Genomic DNA, 19,545 nt, shown 5'->3' on the forward strand with positions numbered 1-19,545 from the left:
ACTGTGCCTGGACGCCACCGGACAGGGCACCGCCAACGGCACCACCATCCAGCTCTACACCTGCCACGGCGGCACCAACCAGAAATGGACCTGGAGCGGCGGCACCAGCACCCCCACCCCGACTCCCACCCCGACCGTGACCCCCACGCCGACTCCCACCCCGACGCCCGGCGGGGGCACGCTCCCCTCCAGCCTCCAGTGGAGCTCCAGCGGCTCGCTGATCGCGCCCAAGCCGGACTCCTCGCACAACATCGCGGGGATCAAGGACCCGACGGTGGTCTACTCGGGCGGCAAGTACCACGTGTTCGCCAGCACCGCGCAGGCCTCGGGCTACAACCTGGTGTACCTGAGCTTCAGCGACTGGTCGCAAGCCGGGTCGGCGACGCACTACTACCTGGACAGCACGCCGATCGGATCGGGTTACCGCGCGGCGCCGGAGGTGTTCTACTTCGCCCCGCAGGGCCTGTGGTACCTGATCTACCAGACCGGTAACGCCTCGTACTCCACCAACCCGGACATCTCCAACCCGGCCGGCTGGAGCGCGCCGAAGAACTTCTACTCCAGCATGCCCAGCATCATCTCCCAGAACATCGGCAACGGTTACTGGGTCGACATGTGGGTGATCTGCGACAGCGCCAACTGCTACCTGTTCTCCTCCGACGACAACGGGCACCTGTACCGCTCGGAGACCAGCCTCGCCAACTTCCCCAACGGCATGACCAACACCGTCATCGCCATGCAGGACTCCAACAAGAACAACCTGTTCGAGGCCTCCAACGTCTACAAGGTGCAGGGGCAGAACCAGTACCTGCTGATCGTCGAGGCCATCGGCTCCAACGGCCGGCGCTACTTCCGCTCCTGGACCTCCTCGGCCATCACCGGCCCCTGGTCCCAGCACGCCGCCAGCGAGAGCAACCCCTTCGCCCGCGCGAACAACGTCACCTTCCCCGGCGGGGCCTGGACCCAGGACATCAGCCACGGCGAGATGGTGCGCACCATGACCGACCAGACCCTGACCATCAGCCCCTGCAACATGCGCTACCTCTACCAGGGCATGGACCCCAGCGCCGGCGGCGACTACAACTCCCTGCCCTGGCGCCTGGGCCTGCTCACCCAGACCAACTCCACCTGCTGACCACTCACTCAGACCAATGAGGGGCGTCTCCGGATCGGCACACCCCGCCGCCCCGGAGACGCCCTAGCGCGCCCGACCGCCCCGGCGGCCGCCTGGACGCTGCACCCTGGCCGCACATCCTGGCCATTCCGGGCACCGGCGACCCGGACCACCTCGCCGAGAACATCGCCGCCGGCGCCCTCCGACTCTCCGCCGAGGACCTGACGCGGCTGCAGTCCTCATGACAGGCGCCCATGCCTGAGCGGCCGCTTCGCGAGCGCCAGGCGCCTGGCCGACGACGACGAACAAGCACTAGTCCGCTTGCCCGCTGAAGGCTTCGGCGCGGATGGATCAGCCCGTCGCCATCAGAGCCATCGCCGCGGGGTTCTGGTACTCCCGCCACAGGGCGACCCGTCCGTCCCGGACCCGCACCACCACCGCGAAGGGGGCCGCGGCACGCAGGCCGTCGGTCTCGCGAACCCCTTCGATCTCGTACTCGATGACGGCGAGCTCGGGGTCGGCCGTCTGGTGGACGACCACATCGCGCACGGCCGTGAACCTGACGCGTCCGCGCAGCGCCTCCCGCCGCGGGACGGCGATCGCCGCGAACGCCTCACGTCCCTCGATGCGCCGCGGCGCACCGGGCGGCGCGAACGGGCTCTCCACCACGCCGTCGTCGGCGAGAAGGCTCTCCAGCCCGGCCGCCGTCCCATCCAGCAGGTGGTCCCGGAAGCGTTCGAACGCCTCGCGCGGACCCGTCAGCGCCCCGTCGTTCATCTCGGCCACCGTACACTCCTAACATGAGTCATCACTCAGCATCCTGCGGGCCAGAATATGAGTCACCACTCATCTTGTCCATGTCCGGAGTCCCCCGTGTCTGAGCCGGCTCTGCGCGCCGACGCTCGACGCAACCGGGCCCGTATCCTCGCCGCCGCGGTCGAGGTCTTCGACGAGCACGGCACGTCCGCCTCGACCGAGGAGGTCGCGCGGCGTGCGGGCGTCGCGGTGGGCACGGTTTTCCGGCACTTCCCCACCAAGTCCGACCTGCTCGCCGCGATCATGAAAGAGCTGCAGGGACGCCTCGCCGCGCGGGCCGAGACGCTCGCCGCCGAGGGCGACCCCGCCGCGTTGTTCACCTTCTTCGCCGAGGTCGTCGAGCGCGCGGCCGGCGCCCGCACGGTGGTCCACCTTCTCGCCGCCGATGGGACGGACGTAGGCGTCGCCCCTCAGATCGCGGGACTGGGCGAGGCACTCGACGCCCTCCTCGCGCGGGCCCGGGAGGCGGGCGCCGTCCGCGCCGAGGTGCGACTCGACGAGGTCATCGCACTGCTCACCGCCGCCTGCCACGGCGCCCTCGCCGCCGGCTGGACCCCCGACCTCCGCCACCGCACCGTCACCCGCCTCCTCGACGCCCTACGCCCCTAGATCCACACTGGGGCTGACCGGATTCGTCCGCAGTGCTCCGGCCTTGAGGCCGGGGAGCGCGTCAGTGCTCCGTGCCGTCCGCCAGCAGGCGCTCCGGCAGGCCGAGCCGCGGGAACCGGTCGGCGTGGAAGATGACGATCTCGGTGATCGCCCCGCCGGTGACGCGCAGGACGTCGATCGTCAGCGGCAGGTACGCGTTCTCCCGCTTCCGCCACTGGTAGAAGGCGACGGCGGGCTGCCGGTTCACGGAGGTGGGGACGGCGCGCAGGTGCTTCATGTCGGGGAAGCCGCTCTCGACCCAGTCCTTCACCACCATGTCGCGGCCGACGCACAGGCCCGGCGTGGGCGGCATCGAGCAGCGGACGTCGTCCCGCAGCAGCGCGGCGAGCGCGTCGATGTCGGTGGCCACGCTGGCGTCGGTGAAGCGGCGCACCAGCTGGCGCGTCCCGGCGTCGTCCTGTCCGCCGGTCCAGTCCTGCCGCTCGGCGGGCAGGTGCTCCCGCATCCCGGCACGGGCCCGCTGCAGCGCGCTGTTCACGGAGTTCACCGAGTCCCCGAGCAGCTCCGCGACGTCTTTGGCCGGCCAGCCGAGCACGTCCCGCAGGATCAGCACGGCCCGCGGGCGCGGCGCCAGGTGCTGGACCGCGGCCAGGTACGCCAACTCGATCGTCTCGCGTGCGACGGCGAGGGTCTCCGGCTCGTCCGCGTCGCACGCGGGCAGCTCATCGAGCAGCCGGTCGGGGTAGGGCTGCAGCCACAGCACCTCGCCGCCGGTGGCGGGCTCCGGGCGGAGCTTGGCGAGCAGGTCCAGGCAGGCGTTGGTGGCGATCCGGTACAGCCAGGCACGGAACGTCGAGCGCCCCTCGAAGGTCTCCCGCCGCCGCCAGGCACGCAGGAACGTCTCCTGCACGGTGTCCTCGGCGTCCTCGAACGACCCGAGCATCCGGTAGCAGTGCACGTGCAGCTCCCGCCGGTGCCGCTCCGCCAATCCCGAGAACGCCGCCTCGTCGACCTCCCCCAGCCCGCCCGCGCCCAGCCCACTCACGTCCAGCTCCTCCAGCCGCATGTCCGCACTCATCACGTCATCCTTCCGCCTCGTCGTGTCCCGTCGTAGGTATGACGGGTACGGGCTCGACAACTCATCACCAGGCGTCGGTCGGCCTCGGGGCGTGCTAGGTGGGCGGGTGCCCATCCGGGTCTGTCCAGCGAACGGCTCTGGCCCACTTTCGGTGGTGACGGACGGTGGTTAGCTGAGCAGAATGCGATGGCGGAGGAGTGCGAAGCCGGCTCGTCCGTACATCTGCCTTTTGATCATTTTCGTTTTGGTGTTGACGCCTTCGGTGCCGCCGTTGTGGAAGGGGAGGGTGAGCGCGGCGTTGACGGCGGCCCGGTCGTAGTCCAGCCCGCGGGTGAAGGCGTGCATGTGGGGCAGGTCGGCCTGACGCGCTTGGTCGATCCAGGCAGCCAGTAGCCGGTCGTTGCCCGGCTTGGGATCGAGGAGAGCGGCGAAGTTCCGGACGAGTTCCGCGAGCATGGCCATCTCGTGGCAGGCGGCGATGGCGGCATCCAGCCGCTCGGCGTGGTGGCCGGTGAGCTTGCTTGGTTCGGTGAGGAGAAGGCCGGCCAAGCGCTTGGGCGAGATCGCGGGCCGGTCGCATTCGACGCGGCCTTGGTTGATGTATCGGTAGAGCAGGTTCTGGCTACCGGTGTAGCCGAGCTTCTTGATCTCGACGAGGAGTTGCTGGACCGGGACGGCGGGATCTTCGGCCCGGCGCCGGCGCAGATGGTCGCGGAACGGGTCGACGAGCGTGGGCCGGTACTTCGGCACGCGCACCAGCCGTTCGGGTTCGCTGACCCGGGCGTAGCGCTTGACGGTGTTGAGCGCCAGGCCCAGCCGGCGGGCGCATTCCAGCAACCCGACACCCTGGTTGAGAAGGGCATGAACCTGCTGCCAGCGCTCGCGCGTGGTGGCGGCCCGTACCCCTTCTTTCGGCGGCGGGCCGGTCTTGCCCCAGCAAACCGAGTGCGCGGCGACCTCCCCCGCCACGGCTTCGGCCAGGTTGTGCCAGATATGCCAGCGATCACCGACCTGCACCGCGTCCGGCAGGGCGCGACGGATCGCCTCGGCGTAAGCGCCGCTGCTGTCCCGGCACACCACCCGCACGCCGGGATGGGCACGCAGCCACGCCTCCAAGGTGTCGGCCTGACGATCGGCGAGTACATCGATCCGCTCTCGGGTCACCGCGTCGATGATCACGGTGGCGTAGCGGTGCCGTTTACGGAGTGCGAAGTCGTCCACCCCGATCACCTGCGGCGTCGGACGGACCGGCAGGGGCAGACGCAGCAGCGAACGGACCGCGGTTTGCCGCGAAATCGCGACTCCCAGCACGGCCAGCAGCCGAGACCCCGCCCGCCCGGCCAACTCCCGCACCACTGCCCCCATCTGCGCGGCCAACGCGATCGTGCGGCGCTGGTACGGTCCGGCCAGCGCGGGCAGCGGCTCCCGGAACGTCTGCCGCTCACACCCGACCGTCGCGCACCTCAGCCGCCGCGACCGCAGCCGCACCAGCACTCGCTGCCCGCCAACTGGAAGGTCGGCCAGCTGCCGATCCACATAGCCGTGCCCCCGCCCGGCCGCCCCGTAGCCGGGACACGCCACCGGCGCGCCCGTGGAGGCAACATGCACCACGATCGTCCCTGCTCTGGGCTGAACGCTGCCGATGACGAGGCCGGCCAGTTGCGGGAACACCAGCCCCGAAAGATCCTTTACGTCACACCGGCGTCACGCTGACACAGCACCCCGAGACAGCCGTGGACCGACACGAACTGTCACACTCCGTCACCACCGAAAGTGGGCCAGAGCCGTTCGTGTCTTACAGTCCCGACCATCCTCGAGGTGGACGGTTCACCTGTCATGGCGCGCGGAGATCGATTCGCGGATGCGGCGGGCCGGCCGTGGTGTCACCCGCTCGTCGAGATCATCAGGCGTGACGAACTCCGCCCGGTCCAGCTCATCGTGTCCGTGTTGCTGTTTGTGTCGGTTGGATAACTGTGTGGCAGTAGATGGTGGAGAAGTGGAAACTTTGGCTGAATGCCAGGACGGGACGGGGAGGGCTGTGACGGTGCGGATCGGGCTGGCCGAGGCGATCGAGCAACTGCGGCGGGAGCTGGGGGAGGCCCAGGACGCGGGGGCGAATCAGCAGTTGCGGTTCGAGGTGGCCGAGGTAGAGGTGGAGCTGCTGGTCGAACTGCGCAAGGAAGGAACGGCCAAGGCGTCGTTCGGCGTGGTGGCGATCGGGGCCGAGGGCAAGGTGGCCAAGGGGGCGATGCATCGGTTGAAGCTGCGGCTGAACGTCAAGGACGCGGCGACCGGCGGGCGCAACCTCGAGGTGACCGACGACGAAGAGCGCGTCTGGGAGCAGTGATGGAACCCGGGCGGCTGGCGGACCTCCGCGCCGGAACAGAGCGGGCCGAGCAACGTTGCGGTTCGGGATATCTGATCGGTCCGAGTTTGGTGCTCACCGCTCGCCATGTCGTGGTGGGGGAGGCGGGAGGATTCCCGCGTATCCAGGTTCGCCTTGGGCATCCGCGGCACGGCGACGGGCGGCGCGCACCGGTGGATGGAACGGTGTGCTGGCAGTCACCGGAGTTGGATGCCGCACTGGTACGTCTGGCGCGAGCGGTGCCGGTGGGCGGGGTGCGCTGGGGCCGGCTGGTCGGTACCGAGCCGGTGTCCTACATGGGGATGGGGTTCCCGCGTTTTGCCCGCTACGACGATTCCGGGCGAGGCATCGAGCAGCTTGGCGGAATGATTCAGCCCTGGTCGGTGGGACCGGACGGCTGCCAGGTTCTGGACCAGGACGCGGCACCGGACCCGGACCGCCATCTGCCGGACGGGGACGACAAGGAGCAGCGGTCCTGGCCAGGGGCATCAGGCGCCGCGGTGCTGTGTTCGGGGTTGCTGATCGGCGTGGTGGCCCGCGATGACCGCCTGTTCGGCAACAGGCGGTTGCATGCCCGTCCGGTGCGGGACTTCGTCGCTGATGCGGAGTTCGCGCGGCTGGTCAGGGCGGACACTGGCAGCGTGCCGGTGGTCGAGCCGGTGGAGCTGGCCGATCTGACGGACGTGGTCACCACCCGGTTGCGACCGGCGCCCGCGGAGACTCCCGGATCATTGCTGGCCGCCGCGGCGGAGGTGGTCCACTTCCAGGGCCGCGGGCAGATGCTGCGGCTGTTGGAGGCGTGGCGGGACGGCGGGCGAGAATTGGCGGTGGGGCTGGTCACCGCCGAGGGTGGGCAGGGAAAGACCCGGCTGGCCCGCCAGTTTGCCCGCGCCGGCGGCCGGGCGGGCTGGGCGGTGGCCTTCACCGTCAAACCGCCTCCCCAGCCGCTCAGCGACGACCAGCACACGGCCCGGGCGGTCAAGCTCGCCGAGCGCATCGGCTCCCTGGCCGCCCCCGTGCTGATCGTCTGCGACTACGCCGAGGCGCATCCCGGGTTCGTCGACGCACTCATTTCGGCGCTGATCCAGGCTCCCCCGCCTGAGGGCGCGCGGGTGCTGCTCCTGGCCCGTACGGCCGGTGACTGGTGGGACGGCATCACCAATGCGCTGGGGCAGAGGGCGGAGCGGTGGCGGCTGGCACCGCTGGCGGACACCGAGCAGGACCGGCGCGAGCTGTACCGGGCGACGGTCACCGACCTGGCCGACGCGCTACCCCAGCTGTCCGCCCCGGCCATCGGCCGGCCGCCGATACGTCCGTGGCCGCAACTGGCCGCCGAGTTGGCCGCCGAACCGCCCGACCTGCCGCCGGTATTCGCCAACGCCCTGACCTTGCAGATGACCGCACTGCTGGACCTGCTACAGGCGGCGACCGGACGGCAACGGACGACCGGCGCTCAACCCGAAGAGCAACTTGTCATCCATGAACGCGGCTACCTGCAACGCGTCGCCGCCGGCTGCGGCCTGTTCGACCGCGACGTACTGTCGACGGCCACCGCGCCGCACATGCGGCGACGCCAGGCCTGGCACGCCCTGGAACGGTGCGTGGCCGCCCTGGTCATGCTCGGCCCCTGCGACGCGGCCACCGCGAACGCGCTCGCCGCCCTGGCCACGCCGGCCACCTCGAACCGCACCGATCCGGCCTCCGATCGCACCGCAGATGTCATCGAATGGCTGCGCCGGCTGTACCCGCCGGATCAAGGTCTGACTTTGGGCCACATCCAGCCAGACCGACTGGCCGAACATCTACTGGGCGGCATCCTCACCCCATCCTCCGCCGACAACGACAAACCACCTGCACCCGGCCACAACCGGCTGCCGACCCAGATCGGTGCCCTGGTCTCCGACCTGGACACCGCTCAATCGGCCTTGTTCGCCCTCGTGCGCACCGCCGCGCACCCTGCTTTCGCCGGCACGGTCGGCGAGCAGATCGTCGACCTGGTCGTCGACCGGCCCGACCCGTTCGCCGCGGCCGCCTCGCTGCTGGCCGCCATCCCCTCCCTCCGCGACCTGCTGCTGGCCGGGCTCCATCAACTGGCCACCCGAGACCCCCATGCCCTCAGCCGCCAGCTCACCCGCACCGGCAACCTGCTACCCAAGGCCTCGGTCGGCCTGTCCCATTTCAGCGTGGCCGTCACCGACATCCTGACCACCCTGTACCGCGCCCTGGCCCACACCGACCCGGACACCTACGTGCCCCATCTGGTCGGCTTGATGAACAACCACGCGCTTCGATTGGCGGAGGCGGGGCGGCGGGATGAAGCGTTCACCGTCTCGGCAGAGGCCGTCGGCCTGTGTCGGGAGTTGGGGGTGGTCGATCGGGATGCCTACCTGTCCGACCTGGCCGCCTCGGTTAACGACCACGCGATCTGGCTGGCCGGCGTGGGGCGGCGGGCGGAGGCGGTCTCCTTCTCCGGGGAGGCCGTCGGCCTGTATCGGGAGTTGGTGCTGGTCAGTCGGGATGCCTACCTGTTCGGCCTGGCCGCCTCGGTGAACAATCACGCGGTCCGGTTGGCGGAGGTGGGGCGGCGGGATGAAGCGGTCACCGTCTCGGAAGAGGCCGTCGGCCTGTGTCGGGAGTTGGGGGTGGTCGATCGGGATGCCTATCTGCCCAACCTGGCCGCCTCGGTGAACAATCACGCGGTCCGGTTGACGGAAGTGGGACGGCGGGGCGAGGCGGTCTCCTTCTCCCTGGAGGCCGTCGGCCTGCGTCGGGAGCTGGTGGTGGTCAGTCGGGATGCCTATCTGCCCGATCTGGCGATGTCGATGAACAACCACGCCACCTTGCTCGTGGGGGTCGGACGGCGAGGCGAGGCGGTCTCCTTCTCCCTGGAGGCCGTCGGCTTGTATCGGAAGTTGGTGACGGTCAACCGAGATGCCTACCTGCTTGGCTACATCCGGGGCCTCACGGCCCACGGGCTTGTGCTCGTCGAAGACGATCGATTCCGTGAGTCGATCTCAACTCTGATGGAGGCGTTCATCGCCGCGCAGGAGTTGCCGGAGCACGCCCAAGGCATAATCGGCGCGATCGTCGATCTGCTGCATCGCGCCTACGCGGGGGATGCCGACGGAGTGGCCGAAGAGTTCCTGAAATACTCGCCGTTCCCAGACACGCAAGACGTTACGCCGACCGTCACGTGATCAGAAATCTCGGTCGTCCGGGAAGTGCATGTTGCTGGGAAACCGCGCACCGGCTCAGGACCGCGTCGAGGTGGCACGACATCCCCCGGATAGCACCTCCGAAGGGTGTCATTATGGCGATCATGACATCAGGCAGCTCATGACCGAACTACCTGTGGACGAGCCGGACATGTCCCGTGCCGCCCGCCTCGCTCGCCATGGCGTGGTCTCCGCAGCCCTGGCGCTGCTCGGCGACCGGCGGCTCGCCGAACTCGTGCACGCCGCCCCGTGTCTCGGGTCGGGCGTCGGCGGCGCGACCGCGTTGCTGGAAGTCGAGGGCAGGCCGGTCTTCGTCAAGCGGATCCTGCTCACCGACCTGGAAAAGCGGCCGGAGAACACCCGATCGACGGCGAACCTGTTCGGGCTACCCGCCTTCTGTCACTACGGGCTGGGGCTCGGGTCGGGCTTCGGCGCATGGCGTGAGCTGGCCGCGCATGTGCTGACGACCGGCTGGGTGCTCGACGGGCACTATGAAGGCTTCCCGCTGCTGTATCACTGGCGGGTGCTGCCGGAGGCGATGGCCGGCGAGCGGGCGGAGTTGGAGGAGGCCGTGGCGTACTGGGAGTCCCCGGCGGTGCGCGCGAGGCTTGAATCCGTCGCATCGGCAACGGCCGCCGTCGTGCTGTTCCTGGAGTACATCCCACAAGACGTCAGCCAGTGGCTGGAGGCGCAGGCCGCGCTCGGCGACGACGCCGCCGGATCCGCGTGCGCCCTGCTCGATCGGAAACTGGCCGCCGGGGTCGGCTTCATGAACGCGAATGGGCTGCTCCACTTCGATGCGCATTTCGGCAACATCCTCACCGACGGCCGCCGCCTGTACTTCACCGACTTCGGCCTGGCGGCCGCCTCGAGCTTCGAGTGCTCCGCCGAGGAGCGCGCCTTCCTCCGCCTGAACGCCGGCCACGACGAGTCCTACGCGGCCAGGGAATTGGTCAACCGGATGCTCGTCACTCTGAGCCGCCCGTCCAGCCGAGCAGAACTCCTCGATCTCGTACGGCGGGGTGCCGGGGGCGGCGACCTGCTGGGTGTCCCGGAGTCGGTCGCGGAGGTCATCAGGCGCCATGCGCCGGTCGCCGCCGTCATGAACGAGTTCTACGGCAGACTGTTCGACGAGACCAGAACGGCCCCCTACCCGGCCGCCGACATCCACCGGGCTCGCTCGTCCCACGCCCTCTGAGCAGATGCGTTCGGTCGGTTCCATATCTTCCGCTCGGCGGAATTCGTCACTCCAGACGAAGGCGCGCGGGCGGGTGGCCGTCCTCATGTGCCAGTGATGCACACATTGCCTCGCCGGTCAGTTTGGTCGGGTAGGTGACGATCATCGTCTGGGGACGATCTGGAACCATACCGTCCGGGTTGTTTCGTCCTCCGTCGATCCCCAGGCGGCGGAAAGCTCACGTACCAGCCAGAGGCCGCGGCCGTTCTCGCTGAGGGGGTCGACCTTGGCGGGGATGTGGGGGAGGGGCCCTGGGGAGCCTTGGTCGGTCACCTCGACGCGTATCGTCTCGCCTTCGGCGTATACGCGTAGGTGCACCATGCCGTCCGGCCGGCGTCCTGATTCCGAGTGCTTGATGGCGTTGGCGACGAGTTCGCCGACCAGGAGTTCGATGTCGTCGACCTCCCGCCGTCCGGCGGACAGGAGCAGTCCCCGGACGTAGGCACGCGCGAGGGTGACGGAGCTGACCTGGCCGAGAAGGTCGACGGAGCCAAGCCGGTCGTTGGTCCTGGCGCTCATCGGGCGGCCTGCCGGACGCGGTCGTCCGCCAGCGCCCTTACCTGCTGGGCGCGTCCCCGCCCCCAGCTGAAGAACCATTGGCCGTCCTGCGCCAGCGTCGTCACTTTCAGCAGGCCGGAGCCCTTGGCGACCAGCAGGACCGGGCGTCCTCCGCTCGGCAGGTCAACCGCCGCGCTCAACCCGCGCACGTTCAGATCCCACGCCAACCGGACCAGGTGAATGTACTCCTCTTCCCGCCGCTCGGGCCTTTTCACAGGACGACCTCCGGTTTTCGTTGATGAGGCGCTCGTGACGTGAATGCCGGTCAGGTCGAATCGGCGTCACCATGGCGCTCATCGGTGCAGAATTCGGTTGTCCAAGCGTGCGGCTCGCAGGCGACTTCTGATAGGGAAATAGTCTCCCGATGCCGCCACGTTCTCCAGGAGACCGTGACAGCATGAGTGAGGCCCGGTGATATTAGAAGGAGAAAAGGGGCATGCCTAACCCAATTCAGATCAATCCGGATGAGTCCCCATTAGCTCGTTTCGCCTATGAGCTACGTCAATATCGGCTCGAAAAGGGATGGACGCAGTTACAGCTGTCCCGCAAGCTCACCGTTGCCGTCAGTACGCTGGGCATGGTCGAGACGGTAAGGCGCAGGCCGGACCGCAGATTCGCCGACGCCTGCGACAGCGTCTTCCAACTCGATGGCGTCTTCCGCGAACTGTGGAGGCGGACGAGATGGGAGTCGGCTCCAGACCATTTCCGGGATTTCCTCGCGCTAGAGGCTCAAGCATCAGCTCTGCAAAGCTGGGATCCCCTCCTCATTCCAGGGATCTTTCAGATCAAGTCTTACGCCAAGCGGATATTCGACGACGAGCCGGGCATCACCCCCGAACTAGTCGAACAGCGGCTTACTAATCGCATGGAGCGGCAAACCATGCTGCTCCGCGAGCGCGGCCCCATGATCTTGAGTCTCATAGACGAGGGTGCGCTCCGTCGACCCATGGGAGCAGCAGAGGTGATGCGCGAGCAATTAGCGCGGCTTCTGGAAGTGACTGAACACCCACGAGTGACGATCCAGGTCGTGCCTTACAACGCGTGGTCCGCGGTTGGCCTGCAGACTGCCTTCACGATCGCGGAGCTACGGGGCGCGCCGTATGGCGTGTACATCGAGAGCACGCCACGTGGTCTCACGATTGGAGAACGTGAGACCATCACCTCACTGGTAGGACGCTACGACGCCCTACGAGCCGCGGCCCTTCCGAAGAACCTGTCGTTCGGCATCATCGAGGAAGTGATGGCGCAATGGACCTGAGCAGCGCGAAGTGGCGTAAGTCTTCCCGATCTAGTGGCGACGGTGGCCAATGTGTAGAGGTGGCCTCCAACCTGCCAGGGGTCATCGCCGTGCGGGACAGCAAGAACCCGGGTGGCCCCGTTCTCGTCGTCAGTCCCCGAGAATGGCAGCTGTTCCTCCGCGGTACGGAGACGCAGGAAGTCTGACAAGCGACCTGGGGCTTAACAGGACGCTGCCCCCTCATTCGCGAGGCGTCTCCCACTCGGCATGACCGCCGATCCGGTGGCGGCCAGCGGCGGTCACTAGGTGACCCGCCGTACGACGGGCGCCGGATTCGCCGTACCCCGTCCCGCCGTCGCGGCGCCCTTGATCGCAGCCGACAACGCGGCGGGGCAGGCGGGGCGCTGGTGGTCGGCCGAGTGGTGCGCCGGTGGTTCGTCGGTGGCCCGCCATAGGAGGGGCGCCGGATTCGCCGTACCCCGTCCCGCCCTCGCGGCGCCCTTCGATACAGCCGACAACACGGCGCGGGGGAGGTGGGCGCGTGGCGCGGGGAGGCGGGGGCACGGCGGTTCGTCGCGGTGCGGGGGATCCGTGGTGCGGGGGGCTCCGTGGTGTGGGGGATCTGTGGTGCGGTGAGGGTCGCCTGAAATAAGGCGTGCCGAAGGCGCGATTTTTGGGCGGTCGTCGCATCTGTTCACCGGTGGTGGTGCCAGGTGCGTTCCCAGGCGGGGCGGTAGCGGTGGCGGCGGCTTCGGTGGTGGGCGGGCCAGGAGAGCCAGAGGTCCTCTTCGGGGTGGGTCCAGAAGCGGTCCCACAGGCGCTGGTCGGCGGGACGGTGCCAGTGGCGGCGCAGGCGGCCCTCGCCGGACCGGCCCTCGCCCCGTTCGCCGCCGCGCGCCTCGTCCCACTCCTCGCGGCCGTCCCGGCCGCGTTCGCCGTCGGCCGCGCGCGGGTCGGCGAGCTGGTCCTCGGGCTTGAGGCCCGGGGTGGTGCCGCCGCCGAAGCGGCCGGTGTCGGGATGGTGGAACGGGGTGGCGGGCAGGTGCTGGAGGGCGAGCTCCATGGAGCGCACCCAGATGGGGCCGGGCAGCGTGGCCCCCTGGACGCCGCCGTAGTGCTGCCCGCCGATCTCCACGTCGGTCAGCGGGTACTTGTAGGCGCCCCTGATGTCGCCGAGGCTGACCGCGGCGGCCAGGTCGGGGGTGTACCCGGCGAACCACGCCGAGGTGTACCCGTTGTTGGTGCCGGTCTTGCCGGCGGCGTCCCTGCCGATGCCCTGGCCCTTCATGGTGCCCTTGGTGAACACGCCGGTCAGGATGTAGTTGACGGCGTCGGCGACGTCCTGCTCGACGGCCTGGGTGCAGCTCGGCGCGACGCCGGTGCGCCTGCCGTGCCGTTCGACGACCTCCAGGATGGCCATCGGCCGGCAGTAGCGTCCCCGCGCGCCGAACGCGGCGAAGCCGGCGGCGACCGTCACCGGGTCCATCTCGTTGACGCCGAGGGTGAAGGTGGGCACCTCCTTGAGCGGCTGTCCGTCGGCCCGCGCGATGCCGACCGACCGGGCGGTGCGCACGACGTCGCACAGTCCGACATCGCGTTCGAGCATCATGTAGAAGATGTTGACGGACTGCCAGGTGCCGGTGGCCAGGCTGTACGGGCCGCCCTTGCCCTCGCCGCCGGCGTTGTGCACGACGGTGCCGGGGGCGTTGACCCTCGTGCCCGAGCAGTCCTTGTACCCCGAGGACGGCACGAAACTGCCGGGGGTGTCGAAGCCCTGGTCGAACCGCCAGCCCTTGGCCAGCGCCGTGGCCAGGGTGAACACCTTGAACGTCGAGCCGGCCTGGAAGCCCTGGCCGCCTCCGTGGGCCATGTCGGCGGGCAGGTTGTAGGTCGTGTGGGGCCCGTCCTTGCGCTCGCCGGGGTTGGCGCCGTACCGCTTGCTCGCCGCCAGGGCCCGGATGCGCCCGGTCCCCGGCTCGATCATGGCCTCGGCGGCCACCTGGTCGTCCTTGGGGTGGACGTGCGCGGCGATGGCCTTGTCGGCGGCCTCCTGCGCGGTGCGGTCCAGGGTCGTCCTGATCGTGATCCCGTCGCGGAACAGGCGGCGCTCCCGCTCGGCCCGGGTGCGGCCGAACGCGGGGTTGGCGATCACCTCCTTCTGGACGTACAGGCAGAAGAAGGGATGGTCGCTCTCGGAGCAGCCGCCGGGTTCCGGGCGTAGGTGCAGGGCGAGCGGGGTGGCCTTGGCGGCGTCGGCGCGCACCTGGGCGATCATCTTGAGCTGGGCCATGCGGTCCAGGACGAGGTCGCGGCGCTCCAGCAGCCGGTCGCGGTGCTCGCCGCCGAGGGTGGGGTCGGTGAAGTACGGGGTGCGCACGGCGCCGGCCAGGGTGGCGGCCTGTTCGAGGGTGAGCTTGTCGGCGGAGGTGCCGAAGAACCGGTGCGCGGCGGCCTGGACGCCGAACGCGCCTCCGCCGAAGTAGGCGATGTTGAGGTAGCGGAGCAGGATCTGGTCTTTGGTGTACTTGCGCTCCAGGCTGATCGCGTACCGCAGCTCCTGCATCTTCCTTCGGATGCTGGGCGCCCGGGCCTGGTCGCGCTCGGTCTCCGAGCGGGCGTTCTGCAGCAGGATGTTCTTCACCAGCTGCTGGGTCAGCGACGACCCGCCCTGCTGGATGCTGCCCGCGCGGGTGTTGGTGATGATCGCCCGCAGCGTGCCCTTGAGGTCCAGGCCGCCGTGCTCGTAGAAGCGGGCGTCCTCGATGGCGATGATCGCCTTCAGCATGTCCGGGGCTATCTTGCCGAGGGCGACCGACTGCCGGTTCTGCACGTAGAACTGGGCGAACTGCCGGCCGTCCTTGTCCAGCAGCCGGCTGCGCTCGGGCAGCGGCGCCTCGCGCAGCATGGCCGGCACCTCGAACAGGCCGTGGGCGACGTCGCGCGTGTAGACGCCCGCCCCGCCGACCACGGGCAGGGCGAGCGCGGCGACCAGCACCCCGCCGGCCACGCCCGCCGCGCCCAGCACGGCGACGCCCACCAGCACCGGGTACTCCCGGCTCGGCGAGGAGTCGTCGCCGGGCATGCGGCGGCCGTCGGATCGCGAGGTCACGGGATAGACGTACGACCGAGAGAACCCCGGCAAACGCCACCCCGCGGAATCTTTACGCTTCCCGGTTGATCTTCAGCCCAAGTGAGGTGAACTGGTCGAAAACGCGGTGGTAGCCGCGCTCGATGTGGTTGACGCCCCGCAGCGTCGAGTTGCCCTCGGCGACCGCGGCGGCGAGCACCGCCGAGAACCCGGCGCGGATGTCGGGCAGCGTGACGTCGGCGCCGCGCAGCTTGGACACGCCCCGGACCACCGCCGAGTGCTTGGCGTTGGTGTCGTGGTACCGGCACGCGGGCCCGCCCAGGCACACGTCGAAGATCTCGATCTCGCAGCCCATCTTCTGCAGCGCCGGCACGTACACCAGGCGGTTCTCGAAGACGGTCTCGTGCAGCACCGACATGCCCTCGGCCTGGGTGAACAGGACCATCAGCGGCGTCTGCCAGTCGGTCATGAACCCCGGATGGGTGTCGGTCTGCACGGCGGCGGCGCGCAGGCCGTTCGGCGCCGAGGCGGTCAGCCAGTCGTCGGTGATGTCGAACTGCGCGCCCATGCGGGCCAGCGTGGTGATGGCGGTGACCAGGCGGTCCTGCGGGCAGCCGTGCACCCGCACCTCGCCGCCGGTGATCAGCCCGGCCACCAGGTAGGAGAACGCCTCTATGCGGTCACCGGCGAGCCAGGTGGAGGCCCCGCGCAGCCGCTCGACGCCCTCGATGACGATGCGGCGGTCGGGGCTCATCTCGATGCGCGCGCCCATGCGCTGCAGGAACAGCGCCAGCTCGACCACCTCGGGCTCGGTGGCCGCGCCCTTGATGACCGTCTTGCCCTCGGCCAGGACGGCCGACAGCAGGATCGTCTCTGTGGCGCCGACGCTCGGGTAGGGCAGCTCGATGCGGGCGCCGCGCAGCCGGGTGGCCTTGGCGGAGATGCCGGCCTCGCCGACCTCGACCTCGGCGCCCAGCGCCCGCAGCGCCTCGACGTGGAAGTTGACCGGCCGCCGGCCGATCGGGTCGCCGCCGACCAGCGGGACGAACGCCTCGCCCGCCAGGTGGAGCAGCGGGCCCAGCATGAGGATCGGGATGCGGTTGAGCCCGGTGAAGGCGGCCGGGACCCGGGGGCGGATCTCGGGGCCGCGTTCGAGGGTGATCTCACCCTGCTTGATCTGCACCTCGATGCCGAGGGCCTCCAGCATGGCGGCGGTGATGCCGACCTCGCCCACCTCGGGCGCGTTGTGCAGGGTGCTCGGCCCGCTGCCGAGCATCGCCGCGACCATGTGTTTTGACACCGCGTTCTTGGAACCGCGTACCTCGACGTCCCCCCGCAGAGGCCCGGACGGTTCGATCAGCCATACCTCATCGCTCACGGGGGACAGCCTAACCGGGCGCCCGCCTCCGGCCTAAGGCGCCGCCGGGCGGCCCGCGTCGGTACCATGTGTGGTCCGCGCGCGAGTGCGGTGGGACAGGTGAGGTGATCGGGTGCGGCAGGCGCGAGATTTCGGGCTCACCGTCGTCGTGCTGGCGCTTCTCGGCATCGCGGCCGGGTTCCTGTGGTCGGCCCTCGCCCCTCGCACCCCCTACGTCGTGACCAAGACCGGCCCGGTGCTGGCCGACCCCACGACGCAGAGCCTCATCGCGGCCGACGGCTGGTTCGCCGTGATCACCGGCGGGGCGGGGCTGGCGTGCGGCATCGTCGCCTACCTGGTCGCCCGCAAGGGGCGCCCGCTCGCCCTGCTGGCCGGTCTGGCCGCCGGCGGCATGCTGGCCGGGTGGCTCGCGCTCAGCGTCGGCACCTCGATCGGCGGCTCGATCATTCAGGCCGCGGCCGTGCCGGGCTCGGCGAGCATCGGCGCCACGGTGAACGTGCTGTCGGTCACGGCGCGCGGGGTCCTGCTGGCCTGGCCGCTGGTGGCCGTGGCGGTCTTCGGCATCATCGAGTCGGTCGACGGCTACCGCGAGTCGCCGCTGCGCCAGCCGTACGCGGGCGAGCTCCACGCGGGGGAGCCGTACGCCCTCCCGCAGGACGCCCGCCCGGCCGGCGGCCCGCTCTCGCAGGGCCCGGACGGTCCGCCCTCGGGCGGTTCCGATGGCCCGCCCTCCCAGGGCCCGGACGGTTCGGCCGGTCCGTCCTCGCACGGCCAGGACGGTGCCGCGGGCCCGTCACAGAGCCGGGACGGTTCCGGTGGCCCGCCCTCGCCGGGGCCCGGCGCGGTCTAACGGCCAGCGGAGCCGAGTGGCGGACGCCGGTCGCCGTGGCGGGTGGCCTGCTCGAAGGCGTGCGCCGTCCGCAGCACGGTGAGGTCCTCCCACGGTCGTCCGACGATCTGGACGCCCACGGGCAGCCCGTCGGGGGTGAAGCCGCAGGGCACCGACGCCGCCGGTGCGTGCAGCACGCTGATCCAGTACGCCGAGCGCATCCAGGCCAGGTAGTCGGGCATCGGCGTGCCGTCGACCTCGGTGACGTAGGGCTGCTCCACCGGGAAGGGCGGCACCTGGCTGACCGGGCAGAGCAGGACGTCGAAGGTCTCGAAGAAGGCGTTCATGCGCTGGAACAGGCGGCTGCGCAGCCGCTCGGCGCGGGCGAGGTCGGCGCCGGTGACCCTGAGCCCCTGCTCGACGTTCCAGGCGACGTTCGGGCCGAGCCGGTCGCGTGGCAGGTCGCCGAAGGTGCTCGCGTAGTGCCAGGCGCGGTAGGTGCGGAAGGCGTCCTCGGCGTCGGACAGGTCGAGGGGGACCTGTTCCACCTTCGCGCCGAGGCCGGCCAGCACCTCGGGCGCCCGCGCCGTCACCGCGGCGGTGCGCGGATCGACGGGCAGGCCGCCGAGGTCGGGGCTCCAGGCCACCCGCAGGCCCTGGACGCCGGTGTCCAGCGGCCGGGCGAACGCCGAGCCGTCCTCGCGCACCGCGAACGGCGAGGTGGGCGCGAAACCCGCGATGACGCTCATCAGCAGCGCGGCGTCGCCGACGGTCCTCGCCATCGGGCCGGGCACGCTGAGGGTGAACCAGGCGGCGGCCGGGGAGGCGTCGGGCACGCGTCCGGGGGTCGGCCGCAGCCCGACGACGTTGCAGAACGAGGCGGGGTTGCGCAGGGAGCCGCCCATGTCGGAGCCGTCGGCCAGCGGCACCAGGCCGGCCGCGAGGGCGGCGGCGGCCCCGCCGCTGCTGCCGCCCGCGCTCCTGCCGGTGTCGTAGGGGTTGCGGGTGGCGCCGAAGATCTCGTTGACGGTGTGGGAGCCGGTGCCGAACTCGGGGGTGTTGGTCTTGCCGATCGTCACCGCGCCGGCCGCGCGGGCGCGGCGGACGACCAGCGCGTCGGCGAACGGCACATGGCCGGCGAACAGCGGCGAGCCGTAGGTGGTGCGGATGCCCGCGGTGTCGGTGAGGTCCTTGAACGCGATGGGCAGGCCGTGGAGGGGGCCCTGCCAGTGGCCGCGGGCCCAGCCCTCGTCCAGCCGCCGGGCCTCCTCCAGCGCCCGGTCGGCGGTGAGCGTGACGATCGCGTTGACCTCGCCGCCCACCTCGTCGATGCGCCGCAGGTGCGCCTCGGTCAGCTCGGCCGCGCCGACCTGCCGCTCGCGCAGCAGACGCAGCATCTCGACGGCGGACAAGTAGAACAGCTCGCTCAACCTTCGCTCCTCGGTGTGGGAGTTCGCGGAGGGGTGGGGTCAGGGCGCCTTGGCGATGGGGGCGGTGACGGCGCCGGTGAGGCGGATGAGGTCGGCGGGGGAGGTCTCGATCTGCAGGCCCCGGCGGCCGGCGGAGAAGTAGATCGTCGGGAGGTCCATCGCGGAGGCGTCGACCACCGTGGGCAGGGCCTTGCGCTGGCCGAGCGGGCTGATGCCGCCGACGACGTACCCGGTGACCCGCTCGACCTTGGCGGCGTCGGCCATCGCGGCGCGCTTGCCGCCCAGGGCCGCGGCGAACGCCTTCAGGTCGAGCTTGCCGGCGACCGGCACCACCGCGACGGCGAGCCCGGACTCGACCTCGGCGACCAGCGTCTTGAAGATGCGCTCGTAGGCCACGCCGAGGGCGTCGGCGGCCTCCTCGCCGTAGGCCTGGGCGTTCGGGTCGTGGTCGTAGGGGTGGAGGGTGAACTCGGCCCCGGCCTTGACCAGGGCCACGGTGGCGGGAGTGCCCTGGCCTCCCTTGCTCTTGGTCTTGCTCACGGCCCAAGCCTAGCGGCCGGGTAAAATCTACAATGTAAAGGATTCGTCCCG

At 70.3% G+C, this 19,545-nt stretch carries 17 protein-coding genes; 8 read left to right on the forward strand and 9 right to left on the reverse strand.

The genetic code is table 11. The features are described 5' to 3' along the window. Positions 1 to 1,135, forward strand: a 1,135-nt coding sequence (locus ACWEN6_RS21595; RefSeq protein ID WP_452572196.1) for a non-reducing end alpha-L-arabinofuranosidase family hydrolase, incomplete at its 5' end; no start/stop codon positions are given. A gap of 330 nt (positions 1,136 to 1,465) precedes the next feature. Here ACWEN6_RS21595 and ACWEN6_RS21600 read toward each other — a convergent pair. Next, positions 1,466 to 1,891: a nuclear transport factor 2 family protein gene (locus tag ACWEN6_RS21600; RefSeq protein WP_452572534.1), complete on the reverse strand. Its 426-nt coding sequence runs from the start codon at positions 1,889 to 1,891 to the stop codon at positions 1,466 to 1,468. 96 nt (positions 1,892 to 1,987) lie between these two features. On the opposite strand from ACWEN6_RS21600, the gene ACWEN6_RS21605 reads away from it, so the two are divergent. Then, positions 1,988 to 2,539 carry a TetR/AcrR family transcriptional regulator gene (locus ACWEN6_RS21605; protein ID WP_452572198.1) on the forward strand — a complete coding sequence of 184 codons (552 nt, stop codon included), beginning with the start codon at positions 1,988 to 1,990 and terminating at the stop codon, positions 2,537 to 2,539. A 61-nt stretch (positions 2,540 to 2,600) separates the two neighbouring features. Here ACWEN6_RS21605 and ACWEN6_RS21610 read toward each other — a convergent pair whose 3' ends face one another. Together ACWEN6_RS21610 and ACWEN6_RS21615 are read right to left on the reverse strand one after the other, a co-directional pair. Then, complete coding sequence (locus tag ACWEN6_RS21610; RefSeq protein ID WP_452572200.1) at positions 2,601 to 3,617, reverse strand: RNA polymerase subunit sigma-70; 1,017 nt, start codon at positions 3,615 to 3,617, stop codon at positions 2,601 to 2,603. Positions 3,618 to 3,785: 168 nt separating this feature from the next. Beyond that, positions 3,786 to 5,288, reverse strand: a complete 1,503-nt coding sequence (locus ACWEN6_RS21615; RefSeq protein WP_452572202.1) for an ISL3 family transposase — start codon at positions 5,286 to 5,288, stop codon at positions 3,786 to 3,788. A 367-nt stretch (positions 5,289 to 5,655) separates the two neighbouring features. Here ACWEN6_RS21615 and ACWEN6_RS21620 point away from each other — a divergent pair, with 367 nt between their 5' ends. From ACWEN6_RS21620 to ACWEN6_RS21630, 3 genes are all read left to right on the forward strand, one after another. Further along, positions 5,656 to 5,964, forward strand: coding sequence for a trypco2 family protein (locus ACWEN6_RS21620; RefSeq protein ID WP_452572204.1), 309 nt, complete (start codon positions 5,656 to 5,658; stop codon positions 5,962 to 5,964). Then, positions 5,964 to 9,179, forward strand: a complete 3,216-nt coding sequence (locus ACWEN6_RS21625; RefSeq protein WP_452572206.1) for a trypsin-like serine protease — start codon at positions 5,964 to 5,966, stop codon at positions 9,177 to 9,179. The genes ACWEN6_RS21620 and ACWEN6_RS21625 overlap by 1 nt, the downstream gene beginning before the upstream one ends. A 139-nt stretch (positions 9,180 to 9,318) precedes the next feature. Further along, positions 9,319 to 10,395, forward strand: coding sequence for a serine/threonine protein phosphatase (locus ACWEN6_RS21630; RefSeq protein WP_452572208.1), 1,077 nt, complete (start codon positions 9,319 to 9,321; stop codon positions 10,393 to 10,395). A gap of 141 nt (positions 10,396 to 10,536) precedes the next feature. On the opposite strand, the gene ACWEN6_RS21635 is transcribed toward ACWEN6_RS21630, so the two are convergent. Continuing rightward, the gene (locus ACWEN6_RS21635; RefSeq protein WP_452572210.1) at positions 10,537 to 10,953 is read right to left on the reverse strand and encodes an ATP-binding protein; all 417 of its coding nucleotides are present in this window, start codon (positions 10,951 to 10,953) and stop codon (positions 10,537 to 10,539) included. After that, complete coding sequence (locus ACWEN6_RS21640) at positions 10,950 to 11,207, reverse strand: hypothetical protein (protein WP_452572212.1); 258 nt, start codon at positions 11,205 to 11,207, stop codon at positions 10,950 to 10,952. The genes ACWEN6_RS21635 and ACWEN6_RS21640 overlap by 4 nt, the downstream gene beginning before the upstream one ends. Before the next feature lie 221 nt (positions 11,208 to 11,428). Between ACWEN6_RS21640 and ACWEN6_RS21645 the strand changes: the two genes are divergently transcribed. Both ACWEN6_RS21645 and ACWEN6_RS21650 read left to right on the forward strand, forming a co-directional pair. After that, a complete protein-coding gene (locus ACWEN6_RS21645; protein WP_452572214.1) occupies positions 11,429 to 12,250 on the forward strand; it encodes a helix-turn-helix domain-containing protein in 822 nt (273 codons plus the stop codon). After that, positions 12,241 to 12,435 carry a DUF397 domain-containing protein gene (locus tag ACWEN6_RS21650; RefSeq protein ID WP_354918744.1) on the forward strand — a complete coding sequence of 65 codons (195 nt, stop codon included), beginning with the start codon at positions 12,241 to 12,243 and terminating at the stop codon, positions 12,433 to 12,435. The genes ACWEN6_RS21645 and ACWEN6_RS21650 overlap by 10 nt, the downstream gene beginning before the upstream one ends. Before the next feature lie 488 nt (positions 12,436 to 12,923). On the opposite strand, the gene ACWEN6_RS21655 is transcribed toward ACWEN6_RS21650, so the two are convergent. Both ACWEN6_RS21655 and murA read right to left on the reverse strand, forming a co-directional pair. Beyond that, positions 12,924 to 15,338: a transglycosylase domain-containing protein gene (locus ACWEN6_RS21655; protein ID WP_452572216.1), complete on the reverse strand. Its 2,415-nt coding sequence runs from the start codon at positions 15,336 to 15,338 to the stop codon at positions 12,924 to 12,926. Between the two features lie 52 nt (positions 15,339 to 15,390). Further along, positions 15,391 to 16,695 (reverse strand): UDP-N-acetylglucosamine 1-carboxyvinyltransferase, encoded by a 1,305-nt coding sequence (murA, locus tag ACWEN6_RS21660; protein ID WP_452572218.1) that lies wholly within the window; start codon positions 16,693 to 16,695, stop codon positions 15,391 to 15,393. A 112-nt stretch (positions 16,696 to 16,807) separates the two neighbouring features. Between murA and ACWEN6_RS21665 the strand changes: the two genes are divergently transcribed. Continuing rightward, on the forward strand, positions 16,808 to 17,545 hold the full coding sequence (locus tag ACWEN6_RS21665; protein ID WP_452572219.1) for a hypothetical protein: 738 nt from the start codon (positions 16,808 to 16,810) through the stop codon (positions 17,543 to 17,545). Here the strand turns inward: ACWEN6_RS21665 and ACWEN6_RS21670 are convergent. Further along, on the reverse strand, positions 17,542 to 18,954 hold the full coding sequence (locus ACWEN6_RS21670) for an amidase (RefSeq protein WP_452572220.1): 1,413 nt from the start codon (positions 18,952 to 18,954) through the stop codon (positions 17,542 to 17,544). The genes ACWEN6_RS21665 and ACWEN6_RS21670 overlap by 4 nt on opposite strands. A 39-nt stretch (positions 18,955 to 18,993) precedes the next feature. Further along, positions 18,994 to 19,494 (reverse strand): Cys-tRNA(Pro) deacylase, encoded by a 501-nt coding sequence (gene ybaK, locus ACWEN6_RS21675; RefSeq protein WP_452572222.1) that lies wholly within the window; start codon positions 19,492 to 19,494, stop codon positions 18,994 to 18,996. Positions 19,495 to 19,545 lie beyond the last annotated feature (51 nt).

This window comes from Sphaerisporangium sp. NPDC004334 (genome assembly GCF_053602655.1).